Source organism: Ktedonobacter sp. SOSP1-85 (genome assembly GCF_016587415.1).
In the GTDB taxonomy this organism is placed as follows: Bacteria; Chloroflexota; Ktedonobacteria; order Ktedonobacterales; family Ktedonobacteraceae; genus Ktedonobacter.
In genome coordinates this window covers 5704329-5726659 of sequence record NZ_BNJI01000001.1, presented here as the reverse complement: position 1 = coordinate 5726659, position 22331 = coordinate 5704329, and the positions used below count along the sequence as shown (strand labels likewise).

Below are 22331 nucleotides of genomic sequence, written 5' to 3'. Positions count from 1 at the left end.
GTATGACAGCCCAACATCCTCAACCCTTGATCGACAGCGACTCGCAGCCCTACTGGGATGGTCTCGCACGTGGTGAGTTGCGCATCCAGCGCTGCCAGGCGTGTACGCGAGCAGTCTTCTATCCACGCGCGCTCTGTCCGCATTGCTTTTCGGACCAGCTAACCTGGATCACCGCCTCGGGCAGGGGGACACTCTACGCCTTTACGGTTGTCCACCAGGCCTTTGGTCCCTACGCGGCGGAGGCTCCTTTCATCGTCGGTATCATAGAGCTAGAAGAAGGCGTTCGTATGATGTCGCGTATCACTGATGCTACGCGTGAGCAGGTCACCATCGGTGCCGCGGTCGAGGTAACGTTTCTCGCCGCCGAAGATGGTGTGACGCTCCCCTATTTTCGCCTGGCAGCATAATTGTAGGGTCCATGCTGGCATGGACTCCTCTCGCTGGAGGACGCGCTCAGTTTGCAAGCATAAGTCCATGCCGGCATGACCCCTACAGCTATCAGGTAACCTATGAGAGGTATACGAGCATGCCTGAGAGATATCATATATCACCGGAACGGCTCCACACCTTTTTTCGCCCCCAGAGCATTGCCCTGGTTGGGGCGACCGATAACTCGCGCTGGTCACTCTGCACATTTGAGAATCTCAAGCGCTTCGAATTTCCCGGCCCGGTCTACCTGATCAATCCCTTTCGCGAGACCGCGCACGGGGAGCGCACCTACAAATCCTTACGGGATCTGCCCGAGCCGGTAGACCTGGCCTTTATCATGGTCCCCACCCACAGCGTCTTCCCTATCGTGCAGGAAGCCGCCGCGGCGGGAACGCGGCATTTCGTCGTGCTTACCTCGGGCTATAGCGAGGTAGGGGTGGAAGGGGCGCGCCTGGAGCGCGAACTCCTCGCCTTCGCCAGGGAGCATGACCTGGTGTTGCTTGGTCCCAACGGTAATGGCTTTATCAATGTGACGAGCCGGGTCACGCCCTATGGCCTGCCAATCTCACCGCCGCTTGCCGCCGGGCCAGTAGGAGTTGTGCTTCAGAGCGGAGCGCTTGCCAGCGCGGTCCTCGCCTTCGCCCAGGCGCACGCCATTGGTTTGAGCCTGCTCGTCTCCATGGGCAATGAGAGCATGATCTCGGTCACCGATGTGGTTGACTACCTGCTGGAGGATGAGTCGACACGCTCAATCGCGCTCTTCCTTGAGAGCATTCGCCACCCAGATGAGCTACGTCGCATCGCCGCCAAGGCACGCGCACGTGGCAAACCCATCGTGGCCCTCAAAATTGGGCGCAGCGAGACGAGCGCTCGCACGGCGCTCTCCCACACTGGAGCCATAGTAGGCGACGATAAGGTGAACGATGCCATCTTTCACCAGCTCGGGATCATGCGCGTACACTCGCTGGAGGATCTGCTCATCACAGCAGGACTTGCAGGCAATATCCAACCCCTGCCAGGGCGACGCATGGGCATCGTGACCCCTTCGGGTGGCGCGTGCGATATTCTCTCTGACCTGGCCCAGGATGAAGGGATTACGCTCCCGGACTTCGCGCCCGAGACGCTCGCACAGCTCCAAAGCATTCTACCGCCCTTCTCCACACCACATAATCCCCTGGATGTCACGGGCTATATCGTCGTGGATGGGACCCTGCAATCGCGAGCGCTTGAGGCCGTGGTTCGGGACCCCAACATCGACTTCATTTTTAACCTGGTAAGCATTGAGGGGAATCGTCCGCTCGATCCTGTTGCTCTAGAGAACCATGTCGCACTCTACCAACATCTCGCGGAGATTGTGCGTGGCTCGCCCCACCCGGTTGTTCTCGTCTCTAACACCTGCCTGGATCTGACCAATACGGCTCGCACGCTCGTCGAGCGCACGGGGCTACACTTTGTCGCGGGCCTCGAACATGGCATGCGCGCCATCGGTCGGCTCCTCTGGTGGGCTGAAGCGCAGCGAACCTCACCAGGCGAATCCTTTACGCAGGAGCCAATCGCCTTACCACCCCTCTCCGTTCCCGGCCGGGGAACCTGGTCAGAGGCACGAGCGCGCGTGCTCTTGCAGCAGGCAGGCATTCCTGTTGTTCCGGGGAGGCTGGTGACCACGCTCGATGAGGCGCTGCAAGCCGCGCAGGAGCTTGGCTTTCCCCTGGCCCTCAAGGTTCAATCGGCCGAGATTGCGCACAAGAGTGATGTGGGCGGTGTGGCACTCAACATCAACAGCGAGGAGGCGCTTCGCCAGAGCTACGACACGATGCACGAGCGCGTCCGCTCGGCGCTCCCCCGAGCAGAGCTAGAAGGCTTCCTGATTAGCCCGATGCGTTCGGCTGGCCTGGAACTCCTGGTCGGCGTCATCCGCGATCCCCTCTGGGGGCCGGTGCTCTCGCTGGGACTGGGTGGCATCTGGGCCGAGGCGCTTCAGGATACCAGTGTGCGCGTGCTCCCCGTGAACCAGGAAGAGATTCATAGCATGCTCAATGAACTGCGTGGAGCCGCCCTGCTACGTGGTAGTCGTGGACACCACGCTGTTAATCTGGATGCGTTAAGCCAGGTCATCTACCACATCTCGCTCCTGGCACAGAACCTGGGGCCAGAGCTTGCCGCCCTGGAGATCAATCCACTGCTGGTTGATGCAACCACTATCGAGGCACTCGATGTTTTACTGACCTGGCAAGAGCCATAAATTGTAGGGTCCATGCTGGCATGGACTCTCCCGCATTTAGACCAATATCTCGACACATGGTACATCGCTTCGCTCGCAGTCCATGCCAGCATGGACCCTACAACTGCTCATAGACTATATGAATGGAGAAAGAGACACATGGGTAAACTTGATGGACGTGTAGCCTTTGTCACCGGAGCTGGACGCGGCATTGGGGCCGCAACGGCGCTGCGCCTGGCCGAAGATGGCGCGAGCGTCATTCTCGCGGATATCGATACCGAGGGCTGCCAGCAGGTGCTGGCCGATATCGAGCGCATTGATGCGAAGGGACTGATTGTGCAGTGCAATGTCGCAGATAAAGCTATGGTCGAGTCTGCCTTCCAGCAAGGTGTGGAGCACTTTGGACGCCTCGACATCCTGGTAAATAACGCTGGCGTCTTACGCGATAATCTGCTCTTCAAGATGAGCGATGATGACTGGGAGACGGTCATGAATGTCCATCTGCGGGGCGCCTTCCTCTGTAGCCGGGCCGCCCAGGCCTATATGGTCAAACAGCGCTACGGGCGTATCGTCTCGCTCTCCTCGACCTCAGCTCTGGGCAATCGCGGCCAGGCCAACTACTCAACGGCGAAGGCGGGTCTGCAAGGCCTCACGCGCACGCTTGCTATAGAGTTAGGCCCCTTTGGCATCACCACCAATGCCGTCGCACCCGGCTTTATCGATACCGAGATGACGCGCGCCACGGCCCGCAGGATGGGCTTCGATCCCCAGGAACGCATTGAAGCCGCCTCCAAGGTCATTCCCGTCAGGCGTGTCGGACAGCCACGCGATGTGGCTAACGTTATTTGCTTCCTGGCCTCAGAAGAGTCCAGCTACGTCAATGGACAGATCATCTATGTCTCCGGCGGCCCACACTAAGCAAGGAGAAAACTATGTTCGATACGAGCAAGATCGGTCATCGCTTTGCTCCCTTCACGACCGAGGTACACCGGCAAAAGATCCACGAGTTGACCACCGCCATTGGGGACGACAACCCGGTCTATCATAGTCGGGAAGCGGCACAGGCGCAGGGCTTTCCCGATGTGCCCATCTCGCCCACCACGCCAACCATGTTTAGCTTCTGGGGCGCCCGCCAGCGCGGAAACGACCTGGGTAGCCTGGGCATTAACGTCAAAGGCATTCTGCATGGTGAGGAGGAGTATGAGTACCTGGCGCCCATCTATCCCGGCGAAACCCTGACAGGGGTGACGACAGTTGTTGATGGTAAGACACGCCAGGGACGCGATGGCCTCTCCATGGATATCATCACGACGGAGACAGAGTACACCAACCAGCAACAACAGCCTGTGCTCAAAACGCGCAGCACCATCGTCATTCGCGAGCAGCCCTCTCCAGTAAGCAAGGAGGCCAACACATGACCACGTCAAACCACACATGGCTCTATGCCGAGGATGCTCATGAGGGCGATTCCCTTCCTCACTTGACAACGCAGCCAGTGACGCACCTACAACTGGTGCGCTACGCGGGCGCCTCGGGCGATTTCAATCCCTTACATACTGATCCCGCCGTGGGTCAGGCTATAGGAACGGGTGGCATCATCGCGCATGGCATGCTCATCATGGGCTTCGTAGGCCAGATGCTCAGCGATGCCTTTGGCCCGTTCGCGCTACGCAAGTTTGGTGTCCGCTTCAAGGGGATGACGCGCATTGGTGACGTGATCACCTGCACCGGCAAGATCACCGAGATCAATGAGGTCGGAGGCGAGACGCGCGCGACAGGCACGGTGCAGGCGGTAGACCAGAACGGGGATATCAAGGTCAGCGGCACCTTTAGCGCCGCCCTGCCGAGACGTCAGCCCTAAACCAGTCCCCTTTATCTGATGACAACGCAAGACCCTTCTCTCGCCACCTGGGGCGTTTTCTCGCTTCAGGTGGTGAGGATGATCATTCTTTGATCGCTCGTAGTACCGTTCATTCGTACGCGTTTCACGATCATGCTCGTACATTGTTGTACAAGCAAGTGGGTATCAGGAGGTTTGAGATGAGTACTTTTCGCATCGCAACCGGGCAACGCAGCCTTGAACACTATCCCACCAACGCGCAACGCATCTGGTATCTAGCGCTTGCCGTCATCGCAACCATCATCCTGTATTACGAATCGTATGTCCTTCCCTCGGTCGCGCCGCTGGTCTTGCATACGTTTGGCCTTACGGTCGCCGACTACTCGCGTTTCTTGCTAGTAAGCAATCTCCTTGGGGCACTCTCGGCCATCTTTGGCAGCCTCTCCGACCGCATCGGACGCAGCACCCTGATCATTTATGGTCTGCTGGTCACTGCCATTGGAACCCTGATAATCGCGTTAGCCAGTTCCCTCTGGCTCTTCCTGCTCCTCATCTGGGTCGTGGGCTTCATCGAGGGCATTATCCTGGTCGTTACCCCGGCCCTGGTGCGCGACTTCTCGCCGCGCTTTGGCCGCGCCCTGGCTATGGGCTTCTGGACAGTGGGGCCCGTGGGCGGCAGCGTCCTGGCGACAGGAGTTGCCAGCCAGACGCTCTCCTCGTATGGCTCCTGGCAATCGCAGTACGTCATCGCCGGGATCGTTGGCTTTATCGTCTTCCTGGTCTGCTTCTTCTTCCTACGCGAGCTCTCGCCCCGGTTGCGCGACCAGGTCATGAACTCTATGCAGGAGAAAGAGCTTATCGAGGCCCGTGCGCGCAACATCGATCCCGAAGAGGCAACCAGGCATCCCTGGCGGCAAATGCTTAATCCTCGCCTGGTCGTTAGCGCGCTGGGCATCAGCCTCTACTTGCTTATGTACTTTGCCGCGGTCGGCTTCTTCCCCCTCTACTTAAGCAGCATTTTCAAGTTCACGGTCGCCCAGGCCAACGGGCTGGTTAGCATATTCTGGCTCGTCAATGTCGCCGCCGCGATCATTATTGGTTTCATCTCTGATCGTACTCTGGTACGCAAGCCCTATATGCTCTTTGGCGCCATCGCCACTATTATCGTGACACTACTCTTTATCAGCCGCATTGGTGTTCCCACGGATGCAACGCTGATGGCCGTCTTCCTCAGCCTCTTCGGTATTACGCTGGCCATCGGCTATGTCACCTGGATGGCGGCCTATACGGAGACCATTGAGGACATTAATCCTGCCCTGGTCGCCACTGGCATGGCGGTCGAGGGCTTTATTCTACGCATGGTCGTGGTCCTCTCGACCCTGGCCTTCTCCTTCGTGGTCAGAAATCAGCTTGATGGACAGCAATGGGCAACCTGGTGGTGGGTCTGTATCGCGGGCCTGGTCGTTTTTGTCCCCACCATCTTTGTCGTCTCTGGCTACTGGCGACCAGCCAGCGTTCGAACCGCCATACGCCAGCGCGAACCAGAAAGCCCGCTGAGCCCTGAAACTGCATAAGTCGCGCCACCGTTACACATAAAAGCAGCAGGATGAATCTGCATAAGATTCATCCTGCTGCTTGCTTCTGCTCATTGAGAGAAGAGCCAGATCAGGAACCAGTGTGGACGCGGGCATCTGTATGCTGAACAGCTCTCAAGGCCAGGGCAATGGCTCCATACAGCGATGCGTCGTCTAGAAACTTTGCCGGGACGAGTTCAGGGGGGAAGGGCACCGCAAGCGCCAGGCGGGATGCCAGAGCACGCAAGATAAGCGCTCCCGAGTTCATCAAGCCTCCACCAACAGCTACACGTGCCGGATCAAGGAGAATCGAGACATTGGCGATGTGAAACGCCAATTCAGCTAGCGTTTCTTGCACCAGATCCTGGACGCGAGCATCTGGATGAGCGAACGCCTCGGCCGCGCTAAGTGGCTCGCCTAGCAGATCGCTCGCGCGCTCACCTATAAAACGCCCACCCACAAACTCTTCCAGCGGTGCTCGTCCTTGTGCTGCGCCGGAATGATCAGACACACTACGCAAATTGTAGCCAATCTCCCCAGCGGCTCCATGCGCCCCAGAAAGTACGCGTCCATCAACCACAATCGCGGCGGCGACCCCGGTCCCCAGGCTAAGGAAAAGCGCAGGATTCGCCCTCTGGAGTGCGCCCCAATGCACTTCCGCCAGAGCGGCGGCTTTGACATCGTTCTCCACCGCCACCACCGGGATCTTCAGGCCCATACGCATGGTTTCGCAGAGCGCAACCTGCTCCCATCCCGGAATATTTGGCGACAACAATATTTCCTTTTCACGAACAACCCCGGGTGTTGCGACACCAACAGAAACACATTGTCCCCCTCTTACCATCATGGTTTGGGCGATGAGCGCCTGAGCGTTCATCAGTGTTCGCTCAAGGATTTGCTGAGCGCCTAGCACGGCCCTGGTCTCAAGCCGCGCCTGCTCCAGGATCTGCCCCTCAGAGTCAGCGGTTGCAATCGCAATTTTTGTGCCGCCAAAATCGATGGCAAGGACAAAATCTTGCGTGGTTACGTTCTGCGAAGTATGGTTCATCCAGGTCTTTCCTCTATCTATCAGGAGTCGCTTGCTATTGCGCCACCTCTGTTACGCCAGGCTGCGCGGACTGCTCCTCGACATATACCTCACGGATCTCCTTGGGGCCAAATGGCCAGGTATGCTCGACGCGCGCCCAGATAAGGTAGGCAACGACGCCAATAACTAGCCAGCCCAGTGAGAGACCAACAGAGGTCCAACCAGAGGCATAATACACATACGCCCAGCCAGCCACAGCGATCACGCCCGGCAAAGGATAGAGCCACATCCGATAAGGGCGCTTGAGCTCAGGCTGTCGCATGCGCAGGACGATCAGCGCAACCACCTGCCCAACACCTTGAATGAGAACAATTACCGCGATCAGCATGCTAATGACAGTTCCCAGATCAAAGAAGGAACCAATAGCGGTCAGCAGGCCCATCACAAGCAGAGCAATATGAGGAAAGTGGTAGCGAGGATGCAATTTCGCAAATGGGCGGAGAAAGACCCCATCACGCGCCGCGTTATAAGGCACACGCGAACCGCCGAGCAAGCCGGTGAACACCGAGGCGAATGCGGTGATGATAATGAGAACTGTTACAACGCTGGAGACACCTTTGCCCCAGATACGCTCCAGCACCAGTGAGGCAATCGATGAAGACTTCGCGACCTCTTGCCAGGGAACCACACCCATCACACCAATGTTCAGGGCCAGGTAGAGGAGCATGATACCCAGGATAGAGATAATAATGGACCAGGGGATAACACGGCCAGGCGAGCGCATTTCATCGCCCATGTACGAGGTCGTATTATAGCCCAGGTAGTCATAGACTCCGACCAGTAAGCCAGCTCCTAAGCCAGCAAAGAACTGGCCATTGAGGGTGAAAGCGTTCGCAGGAAAGGTAAACGCGAGTTGTGGATTAAAGCGCGTAAAAGATGCGACGATGACAAGGCCAATGGACACCAACATGACCACAAAGAGGATATTGGTCAGGAAGCCGACCGATTCAATGCGCCGGTAGAGTGCAAAAACGACCACGGCAACAACCAGCAGGGAGACAAGATGAATCTCCCACCAATTCATGCCTGGCCAGAGATAGCCCAGGTACTGTACCAGGCCAATGACGCCGGTCGACATGATCAGGGGAATAGCCAGAATCGCCGTCCAGATGAAGAGAAATGGCATCAATCTCCCTGTACGATACTGGAAGGCCTCGCGTAGATAAATATACGTGCCGCCAGCTCCAGGCATAGCCGCACCCAGTTCAGCCCAAATCAATCCATCCGCCAGGGCCAGAATCGCCCCCGCAATCCAACCAATGATCGCCTGCGGCCCACCAAAGGTCGCAACCATGATCGGGATGGTGATGAATGGCCCAATACCACACATCTGAGTCATGTTGATCGCCGTCGCGGTCAACAATCCAACGCTGCGTACAAATCCGTTTGTCGTTCGCTCAGCAACGGTGCCTTGCGTTGTGCCTGTGGGAATCACCTCTGACTCCCGGTTGATGTCTGAAGAACTCACGGGAGACCTCCTCGTGTTACGCCTGCCTCTACAACAGGCCTAAACTATGCTTCGCACGTTCTCGTAGTGCATATAGTTAGTATAGTTTCCTAACCAACGTCTGTCAATACATGTACAAGGAAAACCGAAGGAAGGGGTGTGGCACGGGCAATTGCCCGTGCCACACCCCTTCCTTCATGCTCCCCCTTTCTAAGTTGGTAAAGATCATTTACAATGAGGAAGCCATCTATCTGTTGTGGCAAAGGAGTGGACAATGTCAGTGGGCAATTCACATCAACCAGAATATCAAGCGGGTACACCATCTCTCTTACGAGCGATCAATGAACGCTCTCTGCTAGAATATTTACGCAGCCATGGTCCCACATCACGTGCGCAGCTCGCGCGCGTGGTTGGTCTATCTAAGCCTACGGTGTCACAGGCGCTCGCCAGCCTTGAGCAGGCTCAACTTGTGCGGGCCGTTGGACAATCTGTCTCCAATAAAGGGGGGCGAATCGCGACGTTGTACGAGCCTAATCCAGAGGCCGGTTACGTCATTGGTGTCGATGTTGGTCGAGGCTGGGTACGAGCCGCCGTTTCCAACCTGGCGGGACACATTGTAGCGCGGCGGGATGTGCCCAACACGACGCAGAGTGCCGCGTCCCTGGTCACATTGATCAACCACCTGGCGCGTGAGCTTATTGCTGAAGCTCAACTATCCTGGGAACAGGTGGTCCACACCGTTATTGGCACGCCAGGAGTCTTCGATGAAGAGAGTAAACGCGTCCGCTTCGCGTCCAACCTCCCTGAGTGGGGCCGCCATGGTTTGCTGACAGAGTTACAGGAGGCATTGGGGCTGAGTATCTCACTCGAAAACGACGCGAACCTGGCGGCCCTGGGCGAGCGCAGATTTGGTTGGGGGAACGAGACTCAGACATTTGTATATATCCTGATCGGAACTGGCGTCGGCATGGGTATCGTCCTCAATGGGTCACTTTACCGAGGGGCAAATGGCGCAGCGGGAGAGATTGGTTTTCTGCCCTTCGGGGCAACACAGCCCCTGGACCTGGAACATGCAGTAGAGCCAAATGAGGGCTATCTGGGAATGTTTGAAGAGGCCACCTCGGCGCAGGGCATCGTACACATGGCGCAGGCACAGGGCCTGTCCGAACCTTTATCGGCCAAACAAATTTTTGCCGCTGCACTCCAGGGAGAGGCAAAGGCGCTTGCCGTCGTTGAACAAGAGGGGCAACGCCTGGCTCTTGCGATCTCGGCCATCGTTGCGATACTGGACCCTGAACTTATCGTTCTGGGTGGGGGCATAGGACAACGCACTGACTTACTCCTTCAGCCCTTAGAACAGACACTGCGTCGGCTTCTGCCAACGCGACCACGCATCGTCGCCACCAGGCTGGGCAATGAGAGCGTACTTCTTGGCGCAGTAGCCACTGCGTTAGAGTTTGCGCACCATCTTGTCTTTCAGCGTTATTTCAATAGCTAACTATTCAGTTTACTTCAAAGGAGTTTATATATATGAGTATTGACGCAGCCTTTACATATTTCCCCACGCTTACCACAGAGCGTTTGCAGCTTCGCGAAATCCAGCCCGGCGATATCGAGGCGCTCTTCTCCACCTTCTCAGATGAAGAGGTTATGCGCTACTATGGCAAACTCCCACATCAGTCAATTGCTGAGACGCAGACCTGGTTTCAGCAACTCCAGGAACGCTACACCCGGCGTGAGGCCATCCGCTGGGGCATAGCGCTCAAAGGCGAGGAGAACATCATAGGCACATGCAGCTTTCACCACTTCGGTCCGAACTACCATTACACAGAAACGGGCTATGATCTCAATCGCGCCTATTGGGGCCGGGGCATCATGACCGAAGCTATGTCAGCCGTCCTGTCCTACGGCTTTCACGAACTTGCCTTTCACCGCATAGAGGCCATCATCGATATCGCTAATGAAGGATCAAAGAACCTGCTGCTCAAGCTTGGCTTCACCTATGAAGGGATGCTGCGCCAGCGCTTCTACTTCAATGGGCAGTTCGAGGATGAGCATTATTTCAGCCTGCTCAAGAATGAATGGCGGGGCGAGAAAATTTCTAGCCTCGCCATTCACGACTAGCGCTCCAGGACCTTAAAGGCCAGGTGCCGACTCTTGCCCTGGCCAAAGACCAGCGCGAACCAGAGTCCAGCGGCAGCATCAACCAGGCCGACCTTATCAGGGCCACCAAGGTAAACCGGACGTAAACCGACATCCCCAATTAACCCCTCGACGGTAGAACGTGCTTCACCCTCTGGACCACAGTAAAAGAGGTCGGCCTGGACACCATCAAAATAGGGATCGGCGAAATTTTCCCAGCCAAGCGTATTAAAGGCCCGGAAGACCTGGGCCTGAGGAGCATGCTTCTCAAATACTTCCAGGCTATGCATAGTTGTCTCACCCACACGATTGGTCGCATCGATGATAATGCGCTTACCCAGTTGTGCGGCATGGGTGGCTAACACCTCATCCACCGCCTTGCCAGGGATGGCCAGGACAACCACGTCTGGATTCTTCGCTAACACGTCAGCAATTGAACTAATCACAACAGTATCGCCAAGGTCACTGCGCACCGCCTGAGCCTTGGGACTCTCTGGATTATTGACGCCAAAGGCCACCTGGTGCCCGGCGGCATGCCACTTCTTCCCCAGGGTTCCACCGATATTGCCAGCACCAAGAATAGCTATGGTACGCGACATAGGATCTCCTTTTCTACATATACAGGCTAGCTGTAAGGCATATGCTTACATTATGCCCTACAGCTAGCTAGAACAATCTATGACGATAAAAATTCCCGCTTCAATATATTTAATGCTAGCGTGGGCTGAGGCGCTCCGCCAGGTATTTCAAGCTGAGTGGATAGCGATATTCGATGGCTGAGTGAGTACCATCGAAGAGTTCGAAGAAGATGTCGGTAACACCAATCTTCTCCAGCTCTCTTCTAAAGGCTTCCGCGCCCAGGTCGAGGTAGAACTGATCGCGCCTCCCCGCGTCAATGTAGATGGCCTTAAGTGAGCGCAGGGCCTCGGCGTGATGTGGCACCATTCGCACGGGGTCCCAACGTAGCCAGCGCTCCCAGATAGCAGGTCTCAGCTCGCCCGTCCGCAGATCGTATGGCAGGTGAACCGTTCCATCCTCGTCCGCAGAGTAGCAGGCCGCCATGCACCAGTCATTGAGCAAGGGCATATCGCTCTCCCTGGTCAGGGCCGGGCGGCTGCGAAAGGATTCCCAGAATCTGTCAAATGAACCATCATATTGATCGCGCAATGCACGCACCGAGGCCGGAAATTCTAGCAGATAGCACGTCTCAAATAGCGCGTCACCCGCATGCGTGGCCAGGCCACCCCAGAGGTCCGGACGTAGCATGGGGGTAATCATGGCACCATAGCCACCACTCGATTTACCTGCAATACCACGATGCTCACGCCGTGGAAGGGTCCGGTAATGCGCATCGATCCAGGGAACGACTTCATCACAGAGATAGGTGTGGTACGCTCCTGTCCCTGGGGAGTCGAGAAACTGGCTGCCACCATACGAGGTCCAGCAATCTACCCACACCACGATACAGGGTGGCGCCTCCTTCTGCGCGAAGAGTTCATCCACCAGCTCAGGAAAATTCTTGCGAAAAGCCATGCGATTGCGCCACATATCCAACTGACCCGTCATACCCTGGATCTGGTATACCGTTGGATAGCGTCGCTCCGACTCAGCGTCATAACCTGGCGGGAGATATACCCACAGCGGGCGAGCGGAGGGATCACCCAACGGATTGCCCTTGAGCACCTCGCTCTGAAATACATGCTCTTCAAAGCGTCCACTTAACTGTACAGACCAGGGTCGCATACGATAAACCTCCGAATAGATCTATTCCTAAACAACACTTCTCGTTATTATACGCGATCCTGAGCAAGAGCCTTTCCACACCTTCCACTACAAACAAACAGGAAAGAGCCCGAGGGGCGCTTTCCCCTCGGGCTCTGACAAAAAGGCTCTCATCCCACTTCTTGCGCTAGCCTACTATTAATCGCTATCGTCGCTGTCTGAGCCATTAAACTGGCTAGGAAGGCTGTTGTAGACGGCTCGCCAATCCGTAGCAATTTTGATCTGTGCATCACGTAGCGACACCTTGCCCTTGCACACCTGGTCATGCAGCCAGTTCTCAACGCGGTCCTTCTCGTGAAAGCCCGGTTTCGGCTCAGCCAACTCGGGCCAGAGATTGGCGATATCATTCGATCCGCCCAGTTGCAAGCTAACCAGGTGATCCACCTCATATTGCCCCGGACGGCGCTTCTTGATGCCATAGGCGGCATAAACCTTGCTTTTCAGGCTCACCGATACATTGCGCACCGAGCTGGCATAGCCAGGCACACAAATTTTTGTTTTGGTGGCATCGGAGAATATCGCCCCCGGCGTACAGGCCTTATCTTGCAAACCACTACTGGCCTGGCAACCGCTGGTTTTGGTTCGCACGCCCCATTGAGGCTCAGCCGAGGCAGGAGCTGCCGTCACTGTTGGTATTGTTGGGCTTGTGCCTGGTGGAGTCGTTACGACGGTGCCACACCCACTCACCACAAACAGCAGGGCCAGCAAGAGCCAGGCCCTACGACCACGATAGGTTATCACAGTTATTTTCCCCTTCTTCCTGCGAGTTTTTCTTCGTGAAGAGGATTTTAGTATAGTTTAGTCCGCCTGCAAGATCAACCAGGTATTCTCAAAATGCTGCGCGCGTAAATCCGCATCGGTGATCGTGTAATAGAGCATACCCGCGCTCGACCAGCGCATGCCCAGGCGCTCATCAGTATCGACCTGAAAAAGGAGTTGCCACGCTTTAACCCCCTCCTCCAACTGCTTCTGGCGCGGATCATTATCCTCGGTGACTCCGTGCGAGATAAGCTGGCTCTGCTCACGCAGATCGTCCTGAATAAGATCAGGATTCCCAAGCAGGCGATGACGAAAGGCTCGTTTCTCCTGGGGCAACAAATTGGCGAGGAGATCGTCGTACTTCTGCTGTTCGTCCTCACTCCAATCGTATTTGGCGATCTCCAGGTTGGGCACCTGGGATAGCGTCAGCTCACGTATAAATTGAACGGAACCTGCCTTAAAAAGGCTTGACTTAGGGAGTTTCGCAGGCACAGTCGCGCGCTTCAGCCTCTGGGCATCCTTCCGATAGATAACGCTCCAGCCTCCCCGGTTCGCGGGATCATCGCCATATGTCTCCTGCTGCGCATCATAAAAAAACCAGAGCATTCCCTGGGTAGGTAGCACACCAGCAGCATCATAAGGATGAACATCTTGCAGGCGAAACTGCGCGATAAATGATTGCGGCAGGCGCTGCCAGGTAGGCCAGGAGACATCCGCAGGTAAATCAGGCAGACCACCAAATTTGGAGACTCCCGGCTGAAGCGTAGCTTCTTCAGCCGGTGTGACCTCCAGGCGAATCGATGGCTTGACCAGGGCATCAAGGTCCTTCGTAAGACGCCCCAACCCGGCCGAGATAAACAGCTTCTGTACCTCACTTGTATCCATTAACGACCTCTTTTCCATAGTCCTGTATAGGAGCATATTCTCATTATGCACAAGGCCAACATCTGCCCCACATAGATATACTACACAGACGCTATCATGGCATGAAGCTCATCAATATCAAAGGGCTTGCTGATGAAGCCTTTAATACCAAAGAGGTCGATCTGCTGCTTCGTTAAGACATCACCACTCATCACAATGGTAGAGAACGTATTGCTTACTCCTCGCCGGTGCAGTTCATACAGCAGGCTATAACCACTCATGCTTGGAGTCATCAGGTCGAGCAGCAAGATATCGGGCTGAAGCCCCTGCTCCAGTAATTCAAGAGCCACCAGCCCATTCTCAGCGCTCGTTACCTCATAGTCTGAGTTTTCTAACAGCGTTCGCACAGCCGTCTGGATATCGGCTTCATCTTCAACAACCAACACACGTTTTGGCATATCTTCCACGCTCCCTCTCCTTGTATCTCGGTTACACTGTATCGTGTTCCCCAACAGGAGACAAGACACAGGTCCAGGGGCCTACCCTGGGAACAGATAAACGGGTTATATATGACACGTATGTCGCACCCAAAGCGATTGCGTGGTTGATATAAACAGAAAGAGAATGCAACTGTTTCCCACTTTTTGGGAAACAGGAATCAAGCGTGGGCAAGACGCCATGCTTTCGGGCTTCTTGACAGATGAGAACATTTGCCCTATACTGAAGAAAATATGAGGTAAGAGAAAGAGCAGAACCGCATGATTCGCGCCCATAAGATCAGACTGCATCCCACACCTGAGCAGGCCAACTACTTTGCTCGTGCCGCAGGCGTTGCTCGCTTTGTGTGGAATTGGGCGCTGGCCGAATGGAACCGCCAATATGAGGCCGGAGACAAACCCACCGCCTTGAAACTCAAGAAGCAATTCAACGAGATTCGGCGGGTCCAATTCCCCTGGACATGGGAGGTGACGAAGAACGCCTCAGATCAGCCCTTTCTCGATCTGGGAAAAGCCTTCACCGCGTTTTTTGAAGGCAAAGCCAAACGCCCTACGTTCAAGAGCAAGAAAACAAGCAAACCCTCCTTTTACCTTGCCAACGATCAATTCGCGTTGGGGGATCATCGCATGTGGATCCCCAAGCTCGGATGGGTCAATCTGGCTGAGAATCTGCGCTTCCAGGGCAAAATCACAGGCGCACGTCTTACTCGTCAAGCAGATTGGTGGTTTGTTTCCCTCCAGGTTGAGATCCCTGAGACCATCGCGGTGAAGAAACCAGCCGCCGTGGGTATCGATGTGGGGCTCAACCGCCTGGCCACCTTGAGTACAGGAGAGGAAGTCGAAAACCAAGCCTTCCTCAAAACCGCTCTCAAGAAATTGCGTCAGGCCAACAAACGGCTGCATCGCCGAAAACTGGGATCCGCGAATCGGGAGAAAGCGCGCCGACAGGTCGCCCGTCTGCATTATCGCATCACCTGCCAGCGCCAGGATGTCCTTCAGAAGCTCACAACTAAGCTGGTCGACAGTTACGGGATCATCGGAGTGGAAGATCTGCACCTCAAGGGACTGCTCAGGAATCGCCGTCTCGCTCGCTCGTTCGCCGATGCCTCGCTGGGCACCCTCAGACGTCTGCTCGAGGCAAAAGTGGCGCAACGTGGGGGACAAATAATCAAGGTGGGCCGTTTCTTTCCTTCCAGCAAGACCTGTCATTGCTGCGGTTGGACGTGGGAAGCGATGACGCTCAAGGATCGCATCTTTGTGTGTCAGAATCCTGCTTGTCCGTATGATCAGTTTCCGCAGGATCGAGATTACAACGCAGGTCAGAATGTGTTACGCGAAGCCCTTCGCTTGATCGGGCTCATTGATCAAGCCGTCTCCGGTACTGGCTCGGACGAAGACGCAAACTTGCCTGCGGACGCGGGGTAAGACCAAAGGGCTTCGGCCCGGAGGCACCTACGGATGAAACAGGAACAACGAAATTCGGTGCAAACGTATGCTTGCATACGTTTGCATAGGAAAATCGGAGCAGGAGAGGTTAGCGTGGCCTTGTCAGGGGCAGAGATGCGCCTTGTAGTTTTAAAGGCATCGTCTGAATCACTGTCCTGGCTCGCCGCTTGGCCTCTTCGGCCCTTGGCCCCGCGAATGCGCCATCAATCGTTTGGGAGAACAGCTCAAACCAGCGCGCAAAGTGCTGGGAGCGTAGCGGCTCCTTCTGATGCAACAGGATATGCTTATACATCATGCCGCCACGATAGTTGCCCGTCTGAAAGAGCAGATTCTCCCAGAAGTTATACATCACTGGCAGGTGCGCCTCCAGGTCAATGGCGGCCACATCCGTAAAGAAAAAGCCAATGAGAGGGTCTTGCGTGGCCTTGCGGTAAAACGTACTGACCATGTAGACAATATCGTCCCGATTCTCAATATCTCGTTTTTGTTCCATTTACTTTTCTCTTCTCATGTTTATTGGCATGCGGCGACTATTTGAGCTTTTGAGTCTTTGTACTATACATGACAACCCTCTCCAGCATGCTGCTATTCCCAGATATTTCAAAGGTCATCTCAGCTCTTAAGAACACCGGTCAAGTAATTGAGAGAAGGATTGACAGAGCTGTGCTCGGAAAACCAATGAGGGGCAAGCGCGAGATGGTACCTTTATTGAGGGAGTAGAAGCGGGAATCCAAAGGAAGTGACGAGTTCCGGCCCAAGGAATGCCGTCACCTCGGCGACCTGTCGCAGATCGCGCCGCGAAGCATCGAGGGTGACGACTTGTATCGCGAACGCTCGATAGGATCGTGTTGCTTCATCCGCTCGATACACCACAAATGCAGGCTGACCATTGGCGCGCGTCGGAGATAAACGCCACCGATGCTGCACGCCAGATGGGAATAAGACAGCCAGGAGAATCGTGCGAATCGCTTCTCGTCCCTGATACCACGAAGGGACCGGTGGCATGGAGAGCGTCGCGTCTTCTGTCAGAAGCGCCACGAGCCCATCCACATCGTCTGTTTCCCATGCCTGGAGATAGCGGGCAAGCAATGTGTTCGTAGCTCATCACACGTTGCGACCACGCCGCAAGTCGCGATCCTTTTGTTCCAAACACTCTCATTTTACTGCACGGTGCAGGTTTTTTGCCACTGGTCCGAGCGTTGGGAACCATTCGTACCACCTCTCACAGTGCCGAGAAAATCTCCCTCACCAGACCGCACAGTTTTGTTCTTCCCAACAGTTTAATGAATGTCTCTCCAACTGGGCACGCTTCGACAGAGAGGCATGTCCAGGAGAAGCATACTCGGGATATCCGAGTAAAAAGATGGCACACAAGAAACGTGCTATGAGTATTCAGTTCAAAAGCGTATTCAATTCACTATCAGGAGGCTGCTATGCACTTCGCTATTTCCATACCTCAACGCGTTCCTGACGGCACATTCGACCCAGCCAAGCTGCACAACTACCTGACCAGAGCTGAGTCTCTCGGCTTTCACAGTGCCTGGACGCAAGAAGTGGTACTTGGCTCCGCACCGGCCCTGGCTCCACTCGAACTCAGGAGTGGAACGCAAAAAATAGAATTTGGCTCCGTCCCCACCCTGTCTCCGCTCGAACTCATGACCTTCGCCGCAGCTTGCACTACGCGACTGCGTCTGGGATGCGCCGTCTTCGTCAGCCCCTTGCACAATCCTATCCACCTCGCCAAAAGTATCAGCACGCTGGATCAGCTCAGCCGTGGGCGCATCGAGGTTGGTGTTGGCAGTGGCGGAGGAGGGAGAATGTTCTCCGCATTCGAGGTTGATCCTGCCAGTCTGATTGCTCGCTTCACTGAGGGGCTGCGGCTGATGAAGGCCTGCTGGACCGAGCCGCGCATTAACTTCAGCGGTCGCTTCTGGCAGCTCGATGGCGCGTCTATGGAGCCCAAACCCTTCCAGAAGCCTTACCCGCCGCTCTGGATCGGTGCCAGTCATCCGGCAGCGGTGCGTCGTGCGCTCCGCTACGGCAACGGCTTCTTTGGTGCCGGCAGCTCTACCACAGCGCAGTTCGCTCAGCAGGTCCACGTGCTTCACGAGGCGCTGGCAGAATCAAAACAGGATCCTTCATTTCAGATCGCCAAACGCGTCTATATTGCCGTCGATGACAATGTCACCCGAGCACGCGAGCGGGTGGACGCCGGGCTCAAGCAGATCTACGGATCTTCTGGCATGACCGCAGTTGCCATCTACGGGCCACCCTCAGCCTGCATCAAAGGTCTGCGCGAGGTCGCGGACGCGGGAGCCGAACTCATCCAGCTCCACCCGCTCTTCGACGAGGCCGAGCAGATGGAACGCTTGGCCGCCGAAGTCATCGGGGAAGTGCAGAACAATTGAGCCTACCCTTCTGTAGTGTTGCCCATCCAGAAAGGAAACAAACGTTGATGGCAGCTATTCCACAGGAATTTGTCCTCGTCGTTCAGCCCGAGCATATCACCCGGCCCCTGAGGAAACCCTGATACCTCCCCTGTCCCTTTTTGCAAAGCGGGCGAGAAGACGTTTTCTCGCCCGCCCTTTGACATCAGGAGGATCACCAGGACACTGCTTGATTTCTTGACTGGCGCTCTTGCTCTCACCTTGTCTTCAAGTTACCAATGACAGATATTGACATCTGTCATTTGATGGGTTATACTTTCATCAACGCACACATATGCGAACACTATATCCACAGAGGATTTCCATAGGAGCAAACAGAATGAAGACAAGAACATTGGGTACAACTGGCCCCCAGGTGTCTCTACTCGGCCTGGGCTGCATGGGTATGTCAGACCTGTATGGGCCTGCCGACGAAAATGAGAGCATCGCTACCATTCATGCCGCGCTGGAGGCTGGCATTACCCTGCTGGACACTGGCGATTTCTACGGCATGGGACATAATGAACTCTTGCTCCGGCAGGCGCTCCAGGGTCGTAAACGCGAGCAAGCCATCATCAGCGTCAAGTTTGGGGCGCTGCGTGATCCCGCTGGCGGCTGGTCTGGCAATGATGGACGTCCCGCCGCCGTCAAAAACTTCCTCGCCTATACGCTGCGCCGCCTTGGCACAGATTACATCGATATCTATCGCCCGGCGCGCGTCGATCCCACTGTGCCTATTGAAGAGACCATTGGCGCCATCGCAGACATGGTGAAGGCGGGATATGTACGGCACATCGGCCTCTCGGAGGCAAGCGCCCAGACCATCCGTCGCGCCGCCATGATTCATCCCATCTCTGACTTGCAAATCGAGTACTCTCTGCTCTCACGCTCGCTTGAAGAGAATATTCTTCCGACCTGCCGTGAGCTAGGCATAGGCATCACCGCCTATGGCGTGCTCTCACGCGGCCTCCTCAGCGGCCACTGGTCTAAAGAACGTGACATGGCGGCTGGCGACTTCCGCGGCTTCAGTCCTCGCTTTATGGGCGAGAATCTCGATCATAACCTCGCGCTCGTGGAGGCCCTGCGCTCCATTGCCGAGGTCAGGGGCGTCACTGTAGCCCAGATCGCCATTGCCTGGGTGCTCTCGCGCGGAAGCGACATCGTCCCCCTGATCGGGGCGCGTCGCCGTGAACGGCTCACTGAGGCCCTGGGTGCGCTCGATCTCCAGTTAACGACTGAGGATCTTGCTCAAATCGAACGGGCTGTGCCAGCAGGCGCCGCCGCTGGCTCGCGTTACGACGAGTCACAGATGCACCACCTCGATAGCGAGCGCGGATAAAGCTACTCTTCCAGGGGGACCACTGTTGTTTCAACAAGAAATGGCGGCGCAGGGCCGCGCCGCCATTTTGCCTCTTTCTCTCTATAGTTGGTATAGTTTCTAAAAAGTGAGGCTACTTTATGACTTTTCCTTCTTTCTCTCAACCACTTTCGTCCCACGAAGCAACCTTTGCCGTTCAAGCCTCTCCAAGTTCTCTAGCAACAGTTATGCCCTCAACGGTATGTACACAATTAGCCAACGCCACAATAGATCAAGGTGAAAGTCAACCTCGCAAGACGCAGATCACATTGCACCTTGCCTCAGACATCAGTATCGGTCTCACTCCAGCTAACGCGCACATCCTTGACCAGAGTTTACAATCGGCGATAGGACAGCTAGAAGTGTTCACAAGCGCCTATAGCGAATTTCTTGAGTTTCGCTTTAATCGCCTCTCAAGCACTGGCGAAGAGTACCCAACGCGGCTGCTTCTGCATGGGGTGGTGTTCTAGAGAACAGAATAACAAGTATTGACCACTGCTAACCAGGCGCATATACTTGTTCATAACTCGAATATAACTCGCTCATTTGCATATCAGAGGAGAACTAAAAGATGCTTGAAAGCTTCCCATGCCTGAACGCTCAAGGCAGAGTAATAGACAGTTCGGAGGGGCAGCACCCAGGCCAGGCGATAGAGCCTGGCTTGAGCCATCACTATCTCCAGGCTGGTGTGCGATGAGCGATGAGATTTTAACCCGTGAGCGTATTCTCAATGTGGCTGAAGAGGTGTTGCGCCGCTATGGTCCAGCGAAGACAACCGTCATTGATGTTGCCCGCGCGCTCAATGTCAGCCATGGCAGCGTCTACCGCCACTTTCCCAGTAAGGCAGCACTACGTGACGCAGTCACCGAGCGCTGGCTCGTCGAGGTCTCAGCACCTCTGCAAGCTGTTGTTACGGAGGATACGCCTGCTCCTGAACGGCTACGGCGCTGGCTCAAGCTCCTCATCAGTACAAAACACCGCCGGGCGTTTGACGATCCAGAGCTCTTCGCCACATATATGGAGTTGGTAAAGGAAGCCAGAACTGTCGTCAAGGCCCATGTTGAACTCCTCGCCGAACAGGCCGCATATATCATCAGTGATGGGGTCAGGCGCGGCGAGTTCGAAACCGATGATCCCATCAGCGCGGGGCAGGCCGTGATTGACGCGACCACGCGCTATCATAACCCCACCCATGCCTCCGAATGGTCCGACCCGGACATTGATGCCGCTTTTGAGCGCGTCTGGCACCTCATCCTCTGCGGCCTTGGTAAGCGCAACAATCAAGCCTGATACCCAGACCACGTATTTCACGTGCGCTAAAGTATCAGGCCTGATCCTCCAACTCCAATTTGGCTTGAGGAGAGAAACTAACCCAGGACGCCTCCCACCAGGGCACACCAGGTTCTCTTCTCGACTGTGCCATCAGCAGTCAGCCCACGACTGCTCTGGTAGCTCTTAACGGCGCTGGCCGTTGCGCTGCCATAATAGCCAGTCACACTCACGCTATAGCCCCGCGCGCTCAAGAGATTCTGCACCGCGCTTACAGCAGCGCTTGAGCTGCCAGGAGTCACCGTGGTAATGAGCGCCTGCCAGGTTTGCTGGGCCACAATTCCATCAACACTCAGGCTCTTAGCCGACTGAAAACTCTGCACACTGCTCACCGTGCTTGTACCAAAGGTGCCATCAACTGCAACGCTATAGCCGCGCACCTGCAGCAAACGCTGAATCGTCCTGACGTTATTTCCACTGGTGCGGCTCTTGAGCGTTGGCCAGGTGTAGGCAGGCAAAGGCTTATTAAGGCGCGAGGCAACCGCGCGTCGCAGCGCGGGCAGGCGCCCATAAAACTGTGTGCCTGGACATTCTGTATCATAGAAGTCCCGATGTCCGAAGATATTGTTGGCATTCAGACCATACTGCTGGCAGATATAAGTACATAGATCTACAAGCGAGTTCCAGAGCGCATCTGGTGGCAGGACAGAGGTGTACGTCCCCTCATCCTCAATACCGATTGCCGAATCGTTCATCACTGGACAATGCGTCCCCTGGACAAAGGAGGTCCCTCCCTGTAGCGTTGCCAGGCTGCGATGCCGTCCCTCCAGAACATATCCTCCACGCGTCACCGTGAAATGTTGACCAGTATCGATCCAGCCGTTATTCAAGTGCGACGTCTGAATCGAACGCGCCAGTTGATAGGCCTGATTTAAAGAATAGTCAGTCGTATTGGGACTGGCAGTGTGATGAATGAGAATCGCGGTTGGCTTGCGATTAAATACCGTAATCGTATCAGTGGCTGCCCTGGCTCCCCAGGTTGCGTCTCCGATAATAGAGGGGGCAGCATGAGCAGTAGAAGACGTCAGGACAACTTCAAATCCGCCCAACCCGGCAAGAGCCATAGCTCCCGCTCCCAACTTCAAGACTGTCCGGCGGTTATGGGACTCCTTCGACGGCAAAGGCTTCTTC

General features: G+C 55.6%; 23 protein-coding genes. 13 read left to right on the top strand and 10 right to left on the bottom strand.

The window, feature by feature from the left end:
- Nucleotides 1-2: 2 nt before the first annotated feature.
- The 6 genes from KTE_RS23885 (at nt 3) to KTE_RS23860 (ending at nt 6064) form a co-directional block, all read left to right on the top strand.
- The gene (locus tag KTE_RS23885; protein WP_201385372.1) at nt 3-407 is read left to right on the top strand and encodes a Zn-ribbon domain-containing OB-fold protein; all 405 of its coding nucleotides are present in this window, start codon (nt 3-5) and stop codon (nt 405-407) included.
- A 119-nt stretch (nt 408-526) separates the two neighbouring features.
- Nucleotides 527-2671, top strand: coding sequence for an acetate--CoA ligase family protein (locus KTE_RS23880; RefSeq protein ID WP_201385370.1), 2145 nt, complete (start codon nt 527-529; stop codon nt 2669-2671).
- A 138-nt stretch (nt 2672-2809) separates the two neighbouring features.
- Nucleotides 2810-3568, top strand: coding sequence for an SDR family NAD(P)-dependent oxidoreductase (locus tag KTE_RS23875; protein ID WP_201368604.1), 759 nt, complete (start codon nt 2810-2812; stop codon nt 3566-3568).
- Between the two features lie 14 nt (nt 3569-3582).
- Entirely contained in the window at nt 3583-4068 is a 486-nt protein-coding gene (locus tag KTE_RS23870; RefSeq protein WP_201385368.1) for a MaoC family dehydratase N-terminal domain-containing protein, read from the top strand.
- The gene (locus tag KTE_RS23865; RefSeq protein ID WP_201385366.1) at nt 4065-4511 is read left to right on the top strand and encodes a MaoC/PaaZ C-terminal domain-containing protein; all 447 of its coding nucleotides are present in this window, start codon (nt 4065-4067) and stop codon (nt 4509-4511) included. The genes KTE_RS23870 and KTE_RS23865 overlap by 4 nt, the downstream gene beginning before the upstream one ends.
- 179 nt (nt 4512-4690) lie before the next feature.
- Nucleotides 4691-6064 carry a nitrate/nitrite transporter gene (locus KTE_RS23860; RefSeq protein WP_201385364.1) on the top strand — a complete coding sequence of 458 codons (1374 nt, stop codon included), beginning with the start codon at nt 4691-4693 and terminating at the stop codon, nt 6062-6064.
- 91 nt (nt 6065-6155) lie between these two features.
- Here the strand turns inward: KTE_RS23860 and KTE_RS23855 are convergent, their stop codons facing one another.
- Nucleotides 6156-7112 (bottom strand): ROK family protein, encoded by a 957-nt coding sequence (locus KTE_RS23855; protein WP_201385347.1) that lies wholly within the window; start codon nt 7110-7112, stop codon nt 6156-6158.
- Between the two features lie 34 nt (nt 7113-7146).
- Nucleotides 7147-8619, bottom strand: coding sequence for an APC family permease (locus KTE_RS23850; protein ID WP_201385345.1), 1473 nt, complete (start codon nt 8617-8619; stop codon nt 7147-7149).
- Nucleotides 8620-8872: 253 nt separating this feature from the next.
- On the opposite strand from KTE_RS23850, the gene KTE_RS23845 reads away from it, so the two are divergent.
- Together KTE_RS23845 and KTE_RS23840 are read left to right on the top strand one after the other, a co-directional pair.
- Nucleotides 8873-10096 carry an ROK family transcriptional regulator gene (locus KTE_RS23845; RefSeq protein WP_201385343.1) on the top strand — a complete coding sequence of 408 codons (1224 nt, stop codon included), beginning with the start codon at nt 8873-8875 and terminating at the stop codon, nt 10094-10096.
- A 32-nt stretch (nt 10097-10128) separates the two neighbouring features.
- Entirely contained in the window at nt 10129-10722 is a 594-nt protein-coding gene (locus KTE_RS23840; RefSeq protein ID WP_201385341.1) for a GNAT family N-acetyltransferase, read from the top strand.
- On the opposite strand, the gene KTE_RS23835 is transcribed toward KTE_RS23840, so the two are convergent.
- The 5 genes from KTE_RS23835 to KTE_RS23815 all read right to left on the bottom strand — a co-directional run bounded on the left by KTE_RS23835 (nt 10719) and on the right by KTE_RS23815 (nt 14603).
- Complete coding sequence (locus KTE_RS23835; protein ID WP_201385339.1) at nt 10719-11339, bottom strand: NADPH-dependent F420 reductase; 621 nt, start codon at nt 11337-11339, stop codon at nt 10719-10721. The genes KTE_RS23840 and KTE_RS23835 overlap by 4 nt on opposite strands.
- A 115-nt stretch (nt 11340-11454) precedes the next feature.
- Complete coding sequence (locus KTE_RS23830; RefSeq protein WP_201385336.1) at nt 11455-12483, bottom strand: esterase family protein; 1029 nt, start codon at nt 12481-12483, stop codon at nt 11455-11457.
- Between the two features lie 177 nt (nt 12484-12660).
- Complete coding sequence (locus KTE_RS23825; RefSeq protein WP_201385334.1) at nt 12661-13263, bottom strand: HNH endonuclease; 603 nt, start codon at nt 13261-13263, stop codon at nt 12661-12663.
- 57 nt (nt 13264-13320) lie between these two features.
- Entirely contained in the window at nt 13321-14166 is an 846-nt protein-coding gene (locus tag KTE_RS23820; protein WP_201385332.1) for a YwqG family protein, read from the bottom strand.
- An 80-nt stretch (nt 14167-14246) separates the two neighbouring features.
- The gene (locus KTE_RS23815; protein WP_236600686.1) at nt 14247-14603 is read right to left on the bottom strand and encodes a response regulator; all 357 of its coding nucleotides are present in this window, start codon (nt 14601-14603) and stop codon (nt 14247-14249) included.
- 300 nt (nt 14604-14903) lie between these two features.
- On the opposite strand from KTE_RS23815, the gene KTE_RS23810 reads away from it, so the two are divergent.
- Nucleotides 14904-16067, top strand: a complete 1164-nt coding sequence (locus KTE_RS23810) for an RNA-guided endonuclease TnpB family protein (protein ID WP_201385329.1) — start codon at nt 14904-14906, stop codon at nt 16065-16067.
- Nucleotides 16068-16176: 109 nt separating this feature from the next.
- Here the strand turns inward: KTE_RS23810 and KTE_RS23805 are convergent, their stop codons facing one another.
- Nucleotides 16177-16581: a group III truncated hemoglobin gene (locus tag KTE_RS23805; RefSeq protein WP_201385327.1), complete on the bottom strand. Its 405-nt coding sequence runs from the start codon at nt 16579-16581 to the stop codon at nt 16177-16179.
- A 212-nt stretch (nt 16582-16793) separates the two neighbouring features.
- Nucleotides 16794-17177, bottom strand: coding sequence for a nuclear transport factor 2 family protein (locus KTE_RS23800; RefSeq protein ID WP_236600542.1), 384 nt, complete (start codon nt 17175-17177; stop codon nt 16794-16796).
- A gap of 344 nt (nt 17178-17521) precedes the next feature.
- Between KTE_RS23800 and KTE_RS23795 the strand changes: the two genes are divergently transcribed.
- The 4 genes from KTE_RS23795 to KTE_RS23780 all read left to right on the top strand — a co-directional run bounded on the left by KTE_RS23795 (nt 17522) and on the right by KTE_RS23780 (nt 21161).
- A complete protein-coding gene (locus KTE_RS23795; protein ID WP_201385324.1) occupies nt 17522-18496 on the top strand; it encodes an LLM class flavin-dependent oxidoreductase in 975 nt (324 codons plus the stop codon).
- A gap of 358 nt (nt 18497-18854) precedes the next feature.
- Nucleotides 18855-19853 (top strand): aldo/keto reductase, encoded by a 999-nt coding sequence (locus KTE_RS23790; protein ID WP_201385322.1) that lies wholly within the window; start codon nt 18855-18857, stop codon nt 19851-19853.
- 119 nt (nt 19854-19972) lie between these two features.
- Nucleotides 19973-20341 carry a hypothetical protein gene (locus tag KTE_RS23785; protein WP_201385320.1) on the top strand — a complete coding sequence of 123 codons (369 nt, stop codon included), beginning with the start codon at nt 19973-19975 and terminating at the stop codon, nt 20339-20341.
- A gap of 223 nt (nt 20342-20564) precedes the next feature.
- Nucleotides 20565-21161, top strand: a complete 597-nt coding sequence (locus KTE_RS23780; RefSeq protein WP_201387195.1) for a TetR family transcriptional regulator — start codon at nt 20565-20567, stop codon at nt 21159-21161.
- A 77-nt stretch (nt 21162-21238) separates the two neighbouring features.
- On the opposite strand, the gene KTE_RS23775 is transcribed toward KTE_RS23780, so the two are convergent.
- Nucleotides 21239-22321, bottom strand: coding sequence for an N-acetylmuramoyl-L-alanine amidase (locus tag KTE_RS23775; RefSeq protein ID WP_201385318.1), 1083 nt, complete (start codon nt 22319-22321; stop codon nt 21239-21241).
- Nucleotides 22322-22331 lie beyond the last annotated feature (10 nt).